The organism is Arthrobacter globiformis, assembly GCF_003261175.1.
In the GTDB taxonomy this organism is placed as follows: Bacteria; Actinomycetota; Actinomycetes; order Actinomycetales; family Micrococcaceae; genus Arthrobacter; species Arthrobacter globiformis_A.
The window spans coordinates 353,654-370,983 of the sequence record NZ_QLNP01000105.1; the positions used below are offsets into that span (position 1 = coordinate 353,654).

General features: G+C 67.7%; 13 protein-coding genes and 1 riboswitch. Of the genes, 10 read left to right on the plus strand and 3 right to left on the minus strand.

All coding sequences use genetic code 11. The features are described 5' to 3' along the window. Window positions 1-88 precede the first annotated feature (88 nt). Window positions 89-3,697 carry a chromosome segregation protein SMC gene (gene smc / locus DBZ45_RS22405; RefSeq protein WP_190243227.1) on the plus strand — a complete coding sequence of 1,203 codons (3,609 nt, stop codon included), beginning with the start codon at window positions 89-91 and terminating at the stop codon, window positions 3,695-3,697. Between the two features lie 29 nt (window positions 3,698-3,726). After that, window positions 3,727-4,935: a signal recognition particle-docking protein FtsY gene (gene ftsY / locus DBZ45_RS22410; protein WP_111905984.1), complete on the plus strand. Its 1,209-nt coding sequence runs from the start codon at window positions 3,727-3,729 to the stop codon at window positions 4,933-4,935. A 74-nt stretch (window positions 4,936-5,009) separates the two neighbouring features. Here ftsY and DBZ45_RS22415 read toward each other — a convergent pair whose 3' ends face one another. Continuing rightward, window positions 5,010-6,260 (minus strand): MFS transporter, encoded by a 1,251-nt coding sequence (locus tag DBZ45_RS22415; RefSeq protein ID WP_440130547.1) that lies wholly within the window; start codon window positions 6,258-6,260, stop codon window positions 5,010-5,012. Between the two features lie 227 nt (window positions 6,261-6,487). Here DBZ45_RS22415 and DBZ45_RS22420 point away from each other — a divergent pair, with 227 nt between their 5' ends. Together DBZ45_RS22420 and DBZ45_RS22425 are read left to right on the plus strand one after the other, a co-directional pair. Next, window positions 6,488-7,846, plus strand: coding sequence for an ammonium transporter (locus tag DBZ45_RS22420; RefSeq protein ID WP_111905985.1), 1,359 nt, complete (start codon window positions 6,488-6,490; stop codon window positions 7,844-7,846). After that, window positions 7,843-8,181 carry a P-II family nitrogen regulator gene (locus tag DBZ45_RS22425; RefSeq protein WP_003806050.1) on the plus strand — a complete coding sequence of 113 codons (339 nt, stop codon included), beginning with the start codon at window positions 7,843-7,845 and terminating at the stop codon, window positions 8,179-8,181. The genes DBZ45_RS22420 and DBZ45_RS22425 overlap by 4 nt, the downstream gene beginning before the upstream one ends. 93 nt (window positions 8,182-8,274) lie before the next feature. On the opposite strand, the gene DBZ45_RS22430 is transcribed toward DBZ45_RS22425, so the two are convergent. Further along, a complete protein-coding gene (locus DBZ45_RS22430; protein WP_111905986.1) occupies window positions 8,275-9,657 on the minus strand; it encodes a glucose-6-phosphate dehydrogenase in 1,383 nt (460 codons plus the stop codon). 84 nt (window positions 9,658-9,741) lie between these two features. Between DBZ45_RS22430 and ffh the strand changes: the two genes are divergently transcribed. Both ffh and DBZ45_RS22440 read left to right on the plus strand, forming a co-directional pair. Then, complete coding sequence (gene ffh / locus DBZ45_RS22435) at window positions 9,742-11,325, plus strand: signal recognition particle protein (RefSeq protein WP_111905987.1); 1,584 nt, start codon at window positions 9,742-9,744, stop codon at window positions 11,323-11,325. 56 nt (window positions 11,326-11,381) lie between these two features. Further along, window positions 11,382-12,116 (plus strand): alpha/beta fold hydrolase, encoded by a 735-nt coding sequence (locus DBZ45_RS22440; protein ID WP_111905988.1) that lies wholly within the window; start codon window positions 11,382-11,384, stop codon window positions 12,114-12,116. 80 nt (window positions 12,117-12,196) lie between these two features. On the opposite strand, the gene thiC is transcribed toward DBZ45_RS22440, so the two are convergent. Then, window positions 12,197-13,996, minus strand: coding sequence for a phosphomethylpyrimidine synthase ThiC (thiC, locus tag DBZ45_RS22445; protein ID WP_111906037.1), 1,800 nt, complete (start codon window positions 13,994-13,996; stop codon window positions 12,197-12,199). Then, a riboswitch (TPP riboswitch) is annotated at window positions 13,991-14,099 on the minus strand. Its footprint overlaps the gene before it by 6 nt. Window positions 14,100-14,135: 36 nt before the next feature. On the opposite strand from thiC, the gene DBZ45_RS22450 reads away from it, so the two are divergent. From DBZ45_RS22450 to rpsP, 4 genes are all read left to right on the plus strand, one after another. Next, entirely contained in the window at window positions 14,136-15,218 is a 1,083-nt protein-coding gene (locus DBZ45_RS22450; RefSeq protein ID WP_111905989.1) for an amidohydrolase family protein, read from the plus strand. A gap of 78 nt (window positions 15,219-15,296) precedes the next feature. Continuing rightward, the gene (locus DBZ45_RS22455; protein ID WP_111905990.1) at window positions 15,297-16,172 is read left to right on the plus strand and encodes a VOC family protein; all 876 of its coding nucleotides are present in this window, start codon (window positions 15,297-15,299) and stop codon (window positions 16,170-16,172) included. Between the two features lie 97 nt (window positions 16,173-16,269). Next, window positions 16,270-16,704, plus strand: coding sequence for a hypothetical protein (locus tag DBZ45_RS22460; RefSeq protein WP_111905991.1), 435 nt, complete (start codon window positions 16,270-16,272; stop codon window positions 16,702-16,704). Window positions 16,705-16,916: 212 nt separating this feature from the next. Next, the gene (gene rpsP, locus DBZ45_RS22465) at window positions 16,917-17,330 is read left to right on the plus strand and encodes a 30S ribosomal protein S16 (protein ID WP_102972220.1); all 414 of its coding nucleotides are present in this window, start codon (window positions 16,917-16,919) and stop codon (window positions 17,328-17,330) included.

A 17,330-nucleotide genomic window follows, 5' to 3' on the forward strand; every position in this document is an offset into this window, starting at 1 on the left:
GCCGCAAATCCGGGGTTCCCAGCCCGTTAGCCACTAGATTTGGTGAAGGACCAGCACCCGCTGCCGCCACCTATGGAGATCTGAAACCTTGCACCTCAAAAGTCTGACCGTCCGGGGCTTCAAGTCGTTTGCGTCGGCCACGACGTTCGACTTTGAGCCTGGCGTCACGGCAGTTGTCGGGCCCAACGGTTCGGGCAAGTCCAACGTCGTGGACGCCCTGGCCTGGGTCATGGGGGAGCAGGGCGCCAAAACCCTCCGCGGCGGCAAGATGGAGGACGTCATCTTTGCCGGCACGTCCGGCCGCCCGCCCCTGGGCCGCGCGCACGTCTCGCTCACCATCGACAACGCCGACGGCGCCCTGCCGATCGAGTACAGCGAAGTCACCATCTCGCGCACGCTCTTCCGCACCGGCGGTTCCGAATACGCCATCAACGGCTCGGCGTGCCGGCTCCTGGACATCCAGGAACTGCTCTCCGACTCCGGACTCGGCCGCGAAATGCACGTCATCGTGGGGCAGGGGCAGCTGGACCGGGTCCTGCACGCTACTCCCGAGGACCGCAGGGGCTTCATTGAAGAAGCCGCCGGCATCCTCAAACACCGGCGGCGCAAGGAGAAGACCGTCCGCAAGCTGGAGGCGATGCAGGCCAACCTCCAGCGGCTCAGCGACCTAACCGGGGAAATCCGCCGGCAGCTGACACCGCTCGGCAAGCAGGCAGCGGTGGCGCGGCGCGCGCAGACTGTCCAGTTCGAGGTCCGCGACGCCCGTGCCAGGCTGCTGGCAGATGACCTGGTCCAGCTCCAGAACACCCTTGCACAGGACATCGCCGACGAGTCAGCGCTCAAGGAGCGGCGCGCTGTCGTCGAAACCCAGCTTGAGGAGGGCCGCCGGCGGCAGGCCTCGCTGGAACAGCTTGCGGCGGAGGCGACACCGCAGCTGAACGCCGCCCGGGACACCTGGTACCAGCTGTCCGCTGGACGCGAGCGGCTGCGCTCCCTCGCATCTTTGGCCCAGGAACGCTGCCGCCTGCTGGGATCCGCGGATCCTGCGCCGGAGCCTGGCCGAGACCCGGACCAGCTGGAGCGGCAGGCCGCACGCGTCCGCGCCGAGCAGGCGGAGCTGGAGCAGGACATCCTTGCGGGGCGCGCCGCGCTGGAGGCCGCCACAGCCGCCAAGTCAGCGGCCGAGGATGCGGCCACTGCCGAGGAGAAGCGGCTCACTGCCGCCCTGCGGGCGGCCGCAGACCGGCGTGAGGGCTTGGCGCGGCTGGCCGGCCAGGTAGGCGCGGCGCGGTCAAAGGTGGAATCTGCCCAGGCCGAAGTGGGCAGGCTCCGCGAATCCCTGGCCGCCGGCGATGAGCGCCGCCGGCATGCCCAGTCCGAGTTCACCGCGCTGGAATCACAGGTGGCGGGGGTCGAGGACGGCGAGGAAACCCTTGATGCCGAATACGAGGACGCCAGCGCCGCCCTCGACGGCATCCTCGCGGAAATTGATTCACTGAAAAGCGCAGAACGCGACGCCGTCCGCGAACGGGACGCGCTGAAGGCACGGCACGAGGCCCTTCAGTTGGGCCTCAACCGCAAGGACGGCTCCGAGCATGTCCTCGGCGCCGGGGTGGCTGGCACCGTCGGCCCCCTGGCGACGGCACTGACTGTTGAACCGGGCTATGAGGCCGCCGTCGCTGCGGCCCTGGGCAGCGCTTCGGATGCCATCGTGGTGCGGGACGCTGGAACGGCGGCAGAATTGGTGCGCCTCCTCAGGGAGGACGACGCCGGCCGTGCCACGCTGCTGCTCGAGGCCGCAGCACCTCCGGCAGGAGCGCCCGCTGCCGCGGGAAAAACCGCTAAAGGAAGCGGTGCCCTGCCAGCCGGGGCCCGCCCGGCGGCGGACCTGGTAACGGCCTCGGGAACCACGGCGGCGGCCGTGCGTACGCTGCTCGCTGCCACCGCCGTCGTCGACGACCATGACACGGCGGCCGAGCTGGTCGCCGGGCGTCCCGACCTTACCGCCGTGACGCTCGCCGGCGACGTCTTCACCGCATGGACCGTCACCGGCGGTTCTGCGAAGGCGCCCTCACTGCTAGAGGTGCAGGCCGCCGTCGACGACGCCGCGTCCCGCCTGACGGCGGTCACGGCCGGGCTGGAACAGGGCCGCTTTGCCCTGGCTGCCGCCGAGGCCCGGCGTGCCGAGGCGCAGGAACGCGCGGACACCGCGCTGGAGCGCCTGCACGAATCGGATGCCCGGCTGGCAGCGGTGGCCGAACGGCTGGGCCACCTCAACTCGGTCCTGCGCAGCGCCGTCGGTGAAAGCGAACGGCTGGCAGCGTCGCTGGCCCGTGCGGAGGCAAACATCGTGGCCGAGCAGGAGACGCTGACGGCGGTCACAGCCCGGCTGGCGGCGGCCCAGGACGCGCCCGCCGAGGAGGAACCGTCCACGGAACAGCGGGACGCGCTGGCCCTGGCCGCATCCCAGGCACGCTCGGCCGAAATGGAAGCCCGGCTGTCCCTGCGCAGCCGGGAGGAGCAGCTCACGGCCATCAGCAACCGGGCCGCCTCGCTGGAACGCGCTGCGGCCTCGGAACGCCGGGCCCGCGAACAGGCCGCGGAACGGGCCCGCCGCCGAAGGATCCAGGCCAAGCGGGCGGCGGCAGTCTCGGCCGCGGCGGAGCACCTGATCCGGTTCAGCGACGTTTCCGTTGAGCTGGCCGGCCGGGAGCGGGACCTTGCCGAGCAGGTCCGGGAGCAGCGGGACCGGGAACTCGCCGCTATCCGCACGGCCAACGACGCGCTGGCCCGCGAACTGGCGGAACTGACCGACTCGGTGCACCGCGACGAGCTGGCGCGTGCCCAGCAGCGGCTCCGGATTGAGGCGCTGGAAACGAAGTCGGTCGAGGAGCTGGGGCTGACGGCGGACCAGCTCGTGGCGGACTACGGGCCGGACCGGCCGGTGCCCCTGCCCGCCGCCGTTTCCACGGACAAGTGGGCGGCGCTGCGGGCGCCGGTCGATGCCGAGGGCCAGCCGGTGGTGGAGGGTGTGCCGTTCGTCCGCGAGGAGCAGGAAAAGCGGCTTCGGAAGGCTGAACGGGACCTGTCATCGCTGGGCAAGGTCAACCCCCTGGCGCTGGAGGAGTTCGCCGCTTTGGAGGAACGCCACCAGTTCCTCAGCACCCAGCTGGAGGACCTCAAGGCCAGCCGCAAGGATCTGCTGGACATCATCAAAGAAGTCGATGACCGCGTGCAGAAGGTTTTCTCGGAGGCATTTGCGGACACCTCGGCCCAGTTCGTGCGGGTCTTCGACCGGCTCTTCCCGGGCGGGGAGGGAAGGCTGGTCCTGACCGACCCCACGGACATGCTCACCACCGGCATCGAGGTCGAGGCCAGGCCCGCGGGCAAGAAAATCAAGCGGCTGTCCCTGCTGTCCGGCGGCGAAAGGTCGCTCACCGCGGTGGCCCTGCTCGTGGCCATCTTCAAGGCCCGGCCCTCGCCGTTCTACGTCATGGACGAGGTCGAGGCGGCCCTCGATGACACCAACCTCGGCCGGCTCATTACCATCTTCGAAGAACTCCGCGAATCCAGCCAGCTGATCGTGATCACCCACCAGAAGCGGACCATGGAGGTGGCCGATGCGCTCTACGGTGTGACCATGCGGGGCGACGGCGTGTCCACCGTCATCAGCCAGCGGCTGGGAGCGGACGTCTAGGGACCTGTGGCTTGTGAGAAGCTAGGGGTGTGAATGACATTATCCCCATTCTTCTGCCCATTCTGGCTGCCCTGGTAGTGATCGGCGGGCTGGTCCCGGTGCTGATGAAGGCCCGGAAATCCCGCACGCAATACCTCGGCACCCGGGACGCCAACGACCCCGTTGAGCCGCTCGGCGGCGGAGGAACCCTCCTGGAGGACCGGCCGGCTGCGCCTGCTGACCGTCGGGCGCCGGACGCCGTCGACCTTGAAGGGTTGGAAGCCGACGTCCCGGATGACGTGGCCGGCCTGGAAACCATCCCAGTGGAGACGCCGCTGCCTGTGGCGGGGCGGCTCAACCGCCTCCGGGAACGCCTGGTCAAGTCCAACAACGTGCTCGGGAAGGGCCTGCTGGCACTGCTCTCCAGCGACAAGATCGACGAGGACGTCTGGGATGAGGTGGAGGAAACCCTGCTCCTGGCCGACCTTGGCACCGAACCGACCATGCAGCTTGTGGATGCGCTCCGCGAACGCGTAAAGGTGCTGGGCACGCGCGACCCCGAGCACGTCAAGGCGCTGCTCCGCGAAGAGCTCATCAAGATCGTGGACCCGTCCATGGACCGGAGCCTGCGGGTAGACCGGCACGCGGACAGGCCAGCCGTCATGATGGTGGTGGGCGTTAACGGCGTAGGCAAGACCACCACGGTGGGCAAGCTGGCCCGCGTGCTCGTGGCTGAGGATAAGGACGTCATCCTCGGCGCGGCCGACACCTTCCGTGCCGCCGCGGCGGAGCAGTTGGCCACCTGGGGACAGCGCGTGGGCGTTCCCACCGTGAAATCCGACATTGACGGCGCGGACCCGGCGTCCGTGGCGTACGAGGCCGTCAAGGCAGGCATCGACCAGGAAGTCGACGTCGTCATGATCGACACGGCCGGCCGCCTGCAGAACAAGGTCGGCCTGATGGACGAGCTCGGCAAGGTCAAGCGCGTTGTGGAGAAGCTGGCCGAGGTGGACGAGGTCCTCCTGGTGCTGGACGCCACCACCGGTCAGAACGGGCTCAACCAGGCGCGGGTCTTCGCGGAGGTCGTCAACATCACCGGCATCGTGCTGACCAAGCTGGACGGAACCGCGAAGGGCGGCATCGTCGTCGCCATCCAGAAGAGCCTCGGAGTACCCGTGAAGCTCATCGGCCTCGGCGAGGGCGCGGACGACCTCGCACCATTCGAGACCGAGGGTTTCGTCGACGCCCTCCTCAACTAGTCGCTCTCCCAACTAGGTAGCAGCAGGGGGCGTTCCCAGGCTTGGGAACGCCCCCTGCTGCTACCTACATGCGTTTAAGGGGCGTCTGCGGGCTCGCGGTGCACCGTCTCCCGCGCGGCCAGCCAGCCCAGCGCGGCGACCAGGAGCACGGCGCCCGTGGCGGCGAAGGCCCAGCTGTAACCCAGCCGGTCGGCCAGCAAACCGACGAGCACCGGGCCAAGGATGGCACCGATGTCCGACGTCATCTGGTAGGCCGCCAGTACAGGTCCGCCGGAACGTTCGCGGCCGATCACATCGGCAACCGCCGCCTGTTGCGCCGGATTGAGCATTCCCGCTCCCACTCCCGCCAGCATCGAGGCGGCCAGGAACCACCCCAGCCCCTGCGTCAGGCCAATCGCGGCTGTCGCCGCGCCGGTGACCACGAGCCCCGCCACCATCATCGGCTTCCTGCCCAGGCTGTCGGCCAGCCGGCCCGACACGGTCAGGGCGAGGGCATTTCCGGCGGCGAAGACTGCCAGCGCCCAGCCTGCCGCCCCGGGCCCGGAGTTCAGGGCCGTCACGGCGAACAGCGGCACCGTGGCCATGCGGACGCCGAAAGTTGCCCAGCCGTTGGCGAAGCTGGACAGCATGGCTGCCCGGTAGGCACTGTCGCGGAAGGCCTCGCTGAGTTTCATGGCCGGGGCAGCCGCTGCCTGGCCGCGAGCTGAGCCGGGAACATGGCTGAGCTGCGTCTGCACCACGAGTGCCGCGAGGACGAGAGCGCCCGCGTAGGCCAGGAACGGGACGCGCAGACCGAAACCGGCCAGCAAGCCGCCGACGATGGGCCCGCAGACGTTGCCGATCAGGAACGCCGACGCGTACGCGCCCGACACACGGCCACGGCTCTCCGGCGGCGCCAGCCTGATGACCAGCGCCATCGAGGCCACCGTGAACATGACCGATCCGGCACCGCCCAGCCCGCGGAACACCAGCAGCTGCCAGTAGTTCTGGGCGAAGGCGCAGGCCGCGGTGGACGCCGCCACGATGAGCAGGCCGGCGACGTAGACCGGACGTTCGCCGAGCCTGCCGATGAGGGCACCGCCGGCGGGCGCGAACAGCAGCCGCATGAGCGCAAAGATGCTGACGATGACAGCGGCGGCCGTTGCGCCGACGTCAAACGTGGTGGCGAACTGCGGCAGCACCGGCGCCACGAGGCCAAAGCCCAGCGCAATCAGGAAGGCTGCGACGAGCATCACCTTGATGTCACGGGGCAGCGGCGTGCCGTCGGCGCGGCGGACCGCCTTGAAACGTAGTTTGCCCGCGGCATTACGGGGGAGTGGGCTCATGAAGCGGCGAATCCTTGCTAAACAGGCAGGGCGGGCGTTTTGGGGCGATGAAACATATCCGTAACAAGCAGGATATGCACCATTTACGTCAGGGAGGTTGTTGTAACAGGCCGGCAATCTAAATCCTCCGCCAGCGAAACACACCGCGGCAAAACTTGATCCAGGACGCAAAAGGCGTTGGGCAGGCGGATCACTCCGCAGCATTCGATCAAGAGAGGACGTGCACCATGGAACTTACCGCAGGTCACGTATGGCTCATGGTGGCGGCGGCACTCGTGCTGTTCATGACACCAGGTCTGGCATTTTTCTACGGCGGCATGACGCGCGCCAAGGCAGCACTGAACATGATGATGATGAGCTTCATCTCCATCGGCATGGTCGGCGTGGTGTGGGTACTCTGGGGCGCATCCATGAGCTCAGGAGAGGGATTCCTGCAGATTGTCGGGAACCCGTTCGCCACGTTCGGCCTCGAGGGCATCACCACCCCTGACGGCCTCATCAAGGTCGGCTACGCGGCCACGTTCGCGATCATCACTGTCGCCCTCATCAGCGGCGCCATCGCGGACCGCGCCAAGTTCGGCGCCTGGAGCGTCTTCGTGCCTGTCTGGGTCACGCTGGTGTACTGCCCCCTCGCCTACATGGTCTGGGGCGGCGGCCTCTTCGGCCCCGAGGGTGCTATCGGCAAGGCTCTCGGCCCCGCGATCGACTTCGCCGGCGGCACCGTGGTCCACATCAACGCCGGTGTGGCCGCGCTGATCCTGGTCCTCATCATCGGCAACCGCAAGGGCTTCGGCAAGGACCCGAACCACCGCCCGCACAACATCCCGTTCGTCATGCTCGGCGCAGCCATCCTGTGGTTCGGCTGGTTTGGCTTCAACGGCGGCGCCGCCACCACTGCCGAACAGGGCGGCCTGATCTGGGTCAACACCCTGGCTGCTCCGGCTGCGGCCATGCTCGGCTGGCTGGTCACCGAACGCGTCCGTGACGGCCACCCCACCTCGCTGGGTGCTGCCTCCGGTGTGGTTGCCGGCCTCGTCGCCATCACCCCGGCCTGTGCAAACGTCAGCCCGGTCGGTGCCCTTGGACTCGGCGTTGTCGCTGGTGTGGCCTCGGCCCTCGCTGTCGGCCTCAAGTTCCGCTGGGGCTTCGATGACTCTCTGGACGTCGTCGGCGTCCACCTCGTCTCCGGCATCATCGGAACCGTTGCCCTCGGCTTCATCGCCCTTCCGGCCGACGGCGTCGGCGGCGGCCTCTTCTACGGCGGCGGATTCACCCAGCTCTGGGCCCAGCTGGCGGCAGCCGGCATCGCCATCGCCTACTCGGCTGTCCTGACCGCGATTATCGCAGTGGCCATCCACAAGACGATGGGCTTCCGGGTCTCCCAGGAGCAGGAAGCCGTGGGCGTGGACCTCAGCCTGCACGCAGAAACGGCCTATGAGTTCGGCGTCGGCGGCCACGGCGGCAGCTTCCAGCCCCTGCACGAGCTGATCACCGGCGGGCAGACCAGCGGCACCGACGCTGTTCCCGCAGGCAGCGACGGCAAGAAGACAGCAGCAGCAACAGGTAAGGAAAGCGTGGGGGCATGAAACTGATCACAGCAATCGTTCGTCCGGAGAAGCTCGAATCGATCCGCGAAGGCCTGGAGGCCTACGGGGTCCAGGGCCTCACGGTCAGTGCAGCCAGCGGCTACGGCCGGCAGCGCGGCTACACCGAGGTCTACCGCGGCGCCGAGTACAACGTGGACCTGCTGCCCAAGATCCGCGTTGAGGTGCTCGCCACGGACGAACAGGCTGACGACATCCTGGATGTCATCATCGCCAGCTCCAACACGGGCCGGGCCGGCGACGGCAAGGTCTGGACGGTCGATGTCTTCGAAGCAGTGCGGGTGCGGACGGGTGAACGCGGCGTAGCCGCCATCTAGCACCGGCCACCAGCCCAACGCGCAGAGAGGGCCGGTCACCAACATGGTGACCGGCCCTCGCTGCGTGTTAAGCCTGTTTTTGCGGCGGGAAGCCTATTCGGGTGCAGGGCCGCCGGAGCCGGCCCGGTATTCCTCCAGCGGCACCTTGCCGGCCGCCCAGGCAGCCAGTACCGGCTCCACGATCCGCCAGCATTCCTCGGCGGTGTCGCCCCTGACCGACAGCAGGGGATCGCCGGTCAGGACGCCTTCCAGCACTTCGCCGTACGGCAGCAGCTCGGAGGCGTTGAGCTCGGCCACGAGCGCGGCGCGGTCCAGGCTGAAGATGTCCCCGGGGCCGTTGACGTCGACGTCGAGCTCCAGGGTATCCGGGCCGAAGCCGATCCGGAGCGTGTTGGGCGTGTCTGTGCCGGTGAATCCGGCGGGCAGGTGCGGAACCGGCCGGAAGGTAACCACCGCCTCCTTGCGCTTGGTCCCGAGGGCCTTGCCGGAGCGGAGGATGAACGGCACACCCTTCCAGCGCCAGTTGTCGATGTCCACGCGCACCTCGGCCAGGGTCTCGGTGTTCCGGTCCGGGTCCACGCCCTCTTCCGCGGTGTAATCAGGGACGTCCTTGCCGCCGAGGCTTCCCGCCAGGTAGCGCGCCCGCCGGGTGCTGTCCGTGTAGGGCGGCTTGATGCTGCTGGCCCGCAGGACGGCGGCGATGGCGTCGCGGAGGTCGCGCTCGCCGATGGTAGCCGGCGGTTCGATGGCCAGCAGCGCCATGATCTGCAGCAGGTGGCTCTGGATCATGTCGCGCAGGGCACCCGCGCCGTCGTAGTAGCGGGCGCGGCCCTCCAGTGCCAGGTCCTCGTCGAAGATGATCTCCACCTTGGCGATGTGGTCGCGGCCCCAGACCGGCTCCAGGAAATTGTTGGCGAACCGCAGGCCAAGGATGTTCAGGACGGTGGCCTTGCCCAGGAAGTGGTCCACCCGATGGATGTGGTCTTCGGGGACCAGAGTCCGGAGGACTTCATTGAGCCGGCGCGCGGACTCGAGGCTGAAGCCGAACGGTTTCTCCACGACCAGCCGGGTTCCGGGCGGCACGTCGTGCGGGTGGAGGACTTCACAGGCTTTCTGGCTGATCTGCGGAGGGAGGGCGAAATACACGGCTACCGGGGCCTCGAGCCGGGCCAGCAGGGCCGCCAGCAGCCCCGGGGCCGTGACGTCGACCTGGTGGTAGCTCGTGGATTCGAGGACGCGCTTCAGTTCCAGCTTGCCCGCCGCGTCGGCGTGGGCCTCGGCGTCAGCGAAAGCGGTGTTCACGCGGTCCAGCCACTGTCCGGGCGTCCAGTCGCTGGAACCCGCCCCGGCGAGCCTCAGCCCGGGGGCCCGGCCCTTGGCCACCAGCCTTGCCAGGCCGGGGAGGAGGAGCCGGCCGGTGAGGTCGCCGGAGGCACCGAGGATGAGCAGGGTTTTTACAGTCGTTTGGCTCGTCACCCTGCCAGCATGTCACCTTGCAGGCGTGTCTTGATACCCTAGATAGTCGAGTCTCGTACATCCACTGAAAGAAGTGCACGGCGCGTGTTCAATTCACTCTCTGACCGGTTGACAGCAACCTTCAAGAATCTTCGCGGCAAGGGCCGCCTCACCGAGGCAGATGTCGACGCCACAGTCCGCGAGATCCGGCGCGCCCTGCTGGACGCGGATGTTGCCGTGCCCGTGGTCCGCGAGTTCACCGGGCAGGTCCGTGAACGCGCGCTTGGCGCCGAGGTCTCCGGGGCCCTGAACCCCAGCCAGCAGATCGTGAAGATCGTCAACGAGGAACTCGTTGAGATCCTCGGCGGCGAGACGCGGCGCATCCGGATGGCCAAGACCGGCCCCACCATCATCATGCTCGCCGGCCTCCAGGGTGCCGGCAAGACCACCCTGGCCGGAAAGCTGGCCAAGTGGATGAAGGCGCAGGGCCACAGCCCCCTCCTCGTCGCCTGTGACCTCCAGCGCCCCAATGCCGTGACTCAGCTGCAGGTGGTGGGCCAGCGCGCGGGGACCCCCGTCTTCGCTCCGCACCCCGGCGCCACCTCCGAACTGGCGCACCCGGCCGGCGACCCCGTCGCCGTGGCGCGGGCCGGCGTCGAGGAGGCACGCCAGAAGCTGCACGACGTCGTCATCGTGGACACCGCCGGCCGTCTAGGCGTCGACGCCGACATGATGGAGCAGGCGCGCCAGATCCGCCGCGCCATTGTGCCCAACGAAGTCCTCTTCGTGATCGACTCCATGATCGGCCAGGACGCCGTCAACACGGCGACCGCCTTCGATGAGGGCGTGAACTTCACCGGCATCGTGCTGTCAAAGCTCGACGGCGACGCGCGCGGCGGTGCCGCACTGTCCGTTTCGTCGGTCACCGGCAAGCCCGTGATGTTCGCCTCGACCGGCGAAAGCCTCGACGACTTCGAACTGTTCCACCCGGACCGGATGGCCTCGCGCATCCTGGACATGGGTGACGTCCTGTCCCTCATTGAGCAGGCTGAAAAGTCCTGGGACAAGGACGAAGCCGCCCGGATGGCGAAGAAGTTCGCCGACCAGGAGGACTTCACGCTCGACGACTTCCTCGCCCAGATGCAGCAGATCCGCAAAATGGGCTCGATGAAGAAGATGCTCATGATGATGCCCGGTGCGCAGAACATCCGGCAGCAGCTGGAGCAGTTCGATGAGCGCGAGATCGACCGGGTGGAGGCCATTGTCCGCTCCATGACCCCGCACGAGCGTGTGGCTCCCAAGATCATCAACGGCTCCCGCCGAGCCCGCATCGCCCGGGGCTCCGGCGTGCACGTATCCGAGGTCAACGGGCTGCTGGAGCGCTTCGCCCAGGCCCAGAAGATGATGAAGAAGATGGCCCAGGGCGGCGGCATGCCGGGAATGCCCGGGATGCCCGGGATGGGGGCAGGCGGTGCCCGCAAGGGCGGCGGCAAGAACGCGCCCAAGAAGAAGGCGCGTTCCGGCAACCCTGCCAAGGCGGCGCAGGAGCTTCGCGAGGCGGAGGCCAGGCGGGCCGCCGGGGCCAAGGCGGTGCCCACCGGAGCAGCCTTCGGCCAGCAGTCGGGCGACTTTGATCCGTCCCAGCTGAACCTCCCCAAGGGCTTCGACAAGTTCATGGGCGGCAAATAAGGAGCACGGTCATGTCGGCCGGCGCCGATGTCAGACCGCTGCCATAAGGTTGGGTCATGTTTAAGCAGCGGGTAGTGTTCGTCCACGGTGCCGGTAACTTCGGCTCCGTTGCGTGGCCGCGCCAGCACGGCATGGCCCTGCAGTATGACGCCCTGTTTCTTCGGCGCCACGGCTTTGACGCCGAGGCAGAGCCGCTGGAAACCGACTTCGCGGAGGACGCCCACATTGTGCTGCGGTCCCTGGCCGACGACGGCCGCGGGGCCGCCGGGGGTCACGTTGTGGCGCATTCGCAGGGGGCCATCGCAGCGATGATGGCCGCCGTCGAACGCCCTGACCTTGTCTTCTCGCTAACCCTCGTGGAGCCGGCATGCCTGTCGCTCACCGCTGAATTGCCGGCCACCGCCGCGCACCGCGCCCTGATGGAGCCGCTGTTTGAGGTCCGGCACCAGCTTGGCGACGACGATTACGAGCGCGAGTTCCTGCGCCGGGCCTTCGCCGCGGACACACCGGAGCCCAGCACCCCCGAGGCGAAGCGCGCGGCCAGGAGACTGCGGCTGCAGGCACCGCCGTGGCAGGCGCCGCTGCAGATCGTGCCCGGTGTTCCCACCCTGGTCCTCACCGGCGGCTGGGAGCCGCTGTACGAGGAAATCGCGGGATACCTGCGCGAGACCGGTGCCCTGCACCGCATCGCTGCGGGAGGGCACCGGCCCCACGATTCACCGGAGGGTGACCGCTTCATCAGGTCATTCATCGCCGAGGTCAGCCGCCGGGAGCAGCCCCGCGCCTCCTGAAGGCACGGCCTCCTGAGTAACGTCCCGCGCCCACCTCCGGCCGGCCCCCAATGCCAGCCGGACGTGGTCATGAACGCCGGTTAGTTGCGGGCCGACTCCGGAAGCCGCAGTTCCGGCAGGTATACCTTTCCGCCTGCAGCCAGGAACTCCTGGCTCTTCTCGCGCATGCCGTCCGCCATTTCCGCGAGGGCGGCCTGCGCCTCGGCTGAGCCGTACTCGTTCCGGATGTCCTGGCTGATCCGCATGGAGCAGAACTTGGGACCGCACATCGAACAAAAGTGCGCCGTCTTGGCGGGCTCGGCGGGCAGCGTCTCGTCATGGAAGGACTCGGCCGTCACCGGGTCCAGGGACAGTGCGAACTGGTCGCGCCAGCGGAACTCGAACCGGGCCTTGGACAGCGCATCGTCCCGCTCGTTCGCGCCGGGGTGCCCCTTGGCAAGGTCGGCAGCGTGGGCGGCGATCTTGTAGGTGATGACGCCGGTCTTCACATCGTCCTTGTTCGGCAGGCCCAGGTGTTCCTTGGGCGTGACGTAGCACAGCATGGCTGTGCCGTATCGGGCGATTTCGGTCGCGCCGATGGCCGAGGTGATGTGGTCGTAGCCAGGGGCCACGTCCGTGACCAGCGGGCCGAGCGTGTAGAAGGGCGCACCCTTGCAGAGTTCCTGCTGGCGCTCAACGTTCTCGCGCACCAGGTGGAACGGGATGTGCCCCGGCCCTTCCACCATGACCTGGACGTCGTACTCCCAGGCCCGCTGGGTCAGCTCAGCCAGGGTGTCCAGTTCGGCGAACTGCGCGGCGTCGTTGGCGTCCGCCGTCGCGCCCGGCCGGAGGCCGTCACCCAGTGAGAAGGCAACGTCGTACTTCGCGAAGATCTCGCACAGTTCGTCGAAGTGGGTGTACAGGAAGTTTTCCTGGTGGTGGGCCAGGCACCAGCCGGCCATGATCGAGCCGCCGCGGGAGACAATGCCGGTGACGCGGTTCGCCGTGAGCGGGACGTACCGCAGCAGCACGCCGGCGTGGATGGTCATGTAATCCACACCCTGTTCGCACTGCTCTATGACGGTGTCGCGGAAGATTTCCCAGGTCAGGGCGTTCGCTTCGCCGTTGACCTTTTCCAGGGCCTGGTAGATCGGGACCGTGCCGATGGGAACGGGGGAGTTGCGGATCAGCCACTCACGGGTGGTGTGGATGTCGTCGCCCGTGGACAGGTCCATCACGGTGTCCGCGCCCCACTGGGTGGCCCACTGCAGCTTGTCCACCTCCTCGGCTATGGAGCTGGTGACGGCCGAGTTGCCGATGTTGGCGTTGATCTTCACGAGGAACGCCTTGCCGATGATCATCGGCTCGGATTCCGGGTGGTTGATGTTGGTGGGAATGATGGCCCTTCCGGCGGCGAGTTCGCTGCGGACCAGTTCCACATCGCAGTTCTCGCGGAGGGCCACAAAGCGCATCTCGGGGGTGATGACGCCCTGCCGGGCATAGTGCATCTGCGTCACAGTCTTGCCTTCCGCCGCACGGCGGGGCACCGGCCTGGCGCCCTTCCATTCGGCGGAAGCCGCGCCGCGGCGCACGGCTGACTTGCCGTCGTCGAGCAGGTTCCGTTCACGTCCGTCGTACGTCTCAGTGTCCGCCCGCGCCTCAATCCATTCCGCACGGAACGGGGCCAGGCCCACCACCGGGTCGCTGCCGGGACCCGCCGTGCGGTAAACCCGCAGCGGTTCGTTCTGCTCACCGTTCGGTGAAGGCTCCAGGGCGATTTCCGTGACCGGAACCCGCAGGCCGTCCCCCTCCAGATAAGCCAGTGAATGGGATTTCAGCGACTGCGTTACGGTAGCGGAACCGTTTTGGGCAGGGCTCTGCTGTGATTTCTGGGTACTCAATTTGCTGCTCACTTCCTTCGCCGGCATTACCCGGACAGGTTCAACGGTTCGCAGGCTGCACCAGCCTGATCTCAGCCCCTGCAGGGGCACCCGTGTGGTCGTAGACGAAGCTACCACAGCTGCGCCTTAGGCTGGTGTCATGGCGCACATCATCGAATTCAGTGGACCCGTGCTCACTGCGGCGGATGAGGAACGCCGCGGGCTCTGGGCCGTGGACGGGAAGCTGACGTTCAGTTCTCCGGACCAGTTGCCGGACGCGGTCGTGGACGGCTGGGTCCTGCCCGGCTTCGTCGATGCCCACTGCCACATCGGGCTGGGGCCGGGTGGTGCCGTGGACGACGACGTGGCGTATGACCAGGCCATAAGGGACCGCAACGCCGGCACGCTGCTGGTCCGGGACGCCGGAGCGGCCAGCGACACCCGCTGGCTGCAGCAGCGGGCCGACACGCCGCGGATCATCAGGGCCGGCCGGCATGTGGCCAGGTCCCGCCGGTACCTGAGGAACTTTGCGGAGGAAGTCGAGCCGGAGGGCCTCGTGGAGGCGGTGCGCAAGCAGGCCCGGGAAGGTGACGGCTGGGTCAAGCTGGTGGGGGACTGGATCGACCGGACCGCAGGCGACCTGGCGCCGTCGTTCCCTGCCGCGGCCGTGCGGGACGCCGTCCGGGCAGCCCACGACGAGGGGGCCAGAGTCACGGCGCACTGCTTCGGCGAGGACACCCTGGACGACATGCTGGACGCCGGCATCGACTGCATCGAGCACGCCACAGGGCTGCTGCCCCGGCACATTCCGCGGTTCGTCGAGCAGCAGGTGCCTATCGTTCCGACACTCATCAACATCGCCACGTTCCCGGACATCGCCAGCCAGGCCGGGCAGAAGTTCCCGCGCTATGCGGAGCACATGCGCGCGCTGTGGGCCCGCCGTCGCGAGCGTGTCCTGGAAGCCTACGAGGCCGGCGTCGAAATCTATGCGGGAACGGATGCCGGCAGCGTGATCCGCCACGGCCGCATCGCAGACGAGATCCTCGAACTCCACACCGCCGGGCTCCCGGCCGCGGCAGCGCTGGACGCGGCCTGCTGGCGTGCCCGCCGCTGGCTGGGGGCCGAGGGCCTGGCGGAAGGCGCGGACGCCGACGTGGTGGTGTGCCGGGAGGACCCGCGTACCGTGCCGGAGACCATCAGGAGCCTCACGAATGTGGTGCTCGGGGGAAAAATCGTGCATTAGGAATAAATTGAAGCTTCAAGTAATTTAGAGATGTAGAGGCCGCCGAAATCCGGTGGCCCGGACATCCGGGAGTATTCAATGACAGCAGCAGACAGCAGCCAGGACTTGCTTCCTGCCGATCTCACCATGGGCACCGTCATGCTCAAGGTGGGCGACATGAAGCTCATGACCGACTACTACCAGCGCGCCCTCGGCCTTGACGTCGTCGCCGAGCAGGACGGCGGCCTCTACCTCGGCCGGCTCAAGACGCCGCTGGTGCACCTCGCTCCCGCTCCGGGCCTGAACATCCCCGGCCGCGGTGAGGCCGGCCTCTTCCACACGGCGCTTCTGTTCGAGGACCAGTCCTCGCTGGCCGCCACCATTGCCAGCGCGGCCCAGTACGAGCCGCAGTCCTTCGTGGGCAGCGCCGACCACCTGGTGAGCGAGGCGTTCTACTTCACCGATCCGGAAGGCAACGGGATCGAACTCTACTGGGATCGCCCGCGCGAGGCATGGTCCTGGGACGGCAAGAACGTGGTCATGGACAGCCTGGCGCTGCCGCCGCAGAAGTACCTGCAGGATCACCTCACGCAGCAGTCCGTGGAAGGCCAGCGCGGCACCGACGCGGGGGTGGGGCACGTCCACCTGCAGGTGGGCGACGTCCAGTCGGCCCACGAGTTCTACGTCGGCACCCTGGGATTCGAAAAAACCGCAGGCTGGCACGGTCAGGCTCTCTTTGTGTCGGCCGGCGGCTACCACCACCACATGGCCATGAACGTCTGGAACAGCCGGGGTGCCGGCCCGCGCCGGGACACGCTGGGGCTGGGCGAGGTGCTCATCGAGGTGCCGTCCGGTGACGACGTCGGCGCCCTCGCCGACCGCCTCAGGGTCGCCGGAGTCGAATCGCACCACACCGGCGCCGAGCTCCGGTTTGAGGATCCGTGGCGCAACCGCCTCCGCGTCGCCGTGCGCTAAGTCGCGTGAACGCAGTTGGGTTAGGCTGATTTCGAAGAGCCCCGGCCGGTACTGCCGCTGCCGGGGCATGCACCGCCGACGGAATGAGGACACATCCATGGGCTTCACCGAAGTGTTTGTCGCCACCCACAATGACGCCCTCAAGCGTGCAGAAGCGCTGGAGGGCGGTGCCGCCGCCGGAGACGGCCTCCGGATTGCCGGCATCAGTGATTTTGAGATCGAACAGCTCGGCGACCTCGCGGGTGCCGCGGTGCACGCCGCGGGCGCGGACTACGAGCTGGCCATGGTGGACGTGGCAAGCGATTCGCTTCTGGGTGTACCGGCGGCGATGGTCCGGGCGCTGGCCGAGCTCCTCACCTACGAATCCGAGGGTGAGGGCAACGTTCTGGATGAGGTGGCCGAGCGCTGGGCCGCCGAGGATGACATGCCCTTTGGTGCCGGGGAAGCCAAGAACTACGTCCAGCAGCTGGCAGAGCTCGCCGGCACCGTGGACGAAGGCAGCCGGACCGGCCTCTACGTCTGGTCTTCCTAGTGCCGCCTGGACTTCCAGGCACGCCAAAAGACTCCATCCGCATGTCAAGTCGAAATAATGCGGACGATCTGGCACAATAAACAGGTACTCGATCTGCGCGGCCCCTCTCTCCGCGTCCGGATCCTGTCCTTTTCGAACCCCCCAGTACGGCCCGCCCCACGGGCGCAGAACGCGGGTTCAACCCCGTTTCAGAAACAGGAGTGACCACAAAAGTGGCCGTAAAGATTCGCCTTAAGCGCTTCGGTAAGATGCGCGCACCGTACTACCGCATCGTTGTCGCCGATTCACGCACCAAGCGTGATGGCCGTGCCATCGAAGAGATCGGCAAGTACCACCCCACCGAAGAGCCCTCATACATCGAGGTCAACTCCGAGCGTGCACAGTACTGGCTGTCCGTCGGCGCCCAGCCGTCGGAGCAGGTCGCCGCGATCCTGAAGATCACCGGTGACTGGCAGAAGTTCAAGGGTCTGCCGGGCCAGGAAGGCACCCTGAAGACCAAGGCCGACAAGGAAGCATTCGTTGCTCCGGAAAAGGGTTCCGTGATCATCCCGGAAGCCATCACCAAGAAGGCCAAGGCATCGGAAGCCCCCGCCGAGGCTGAAGCAGAGACCACCGAGGCTGAGTAA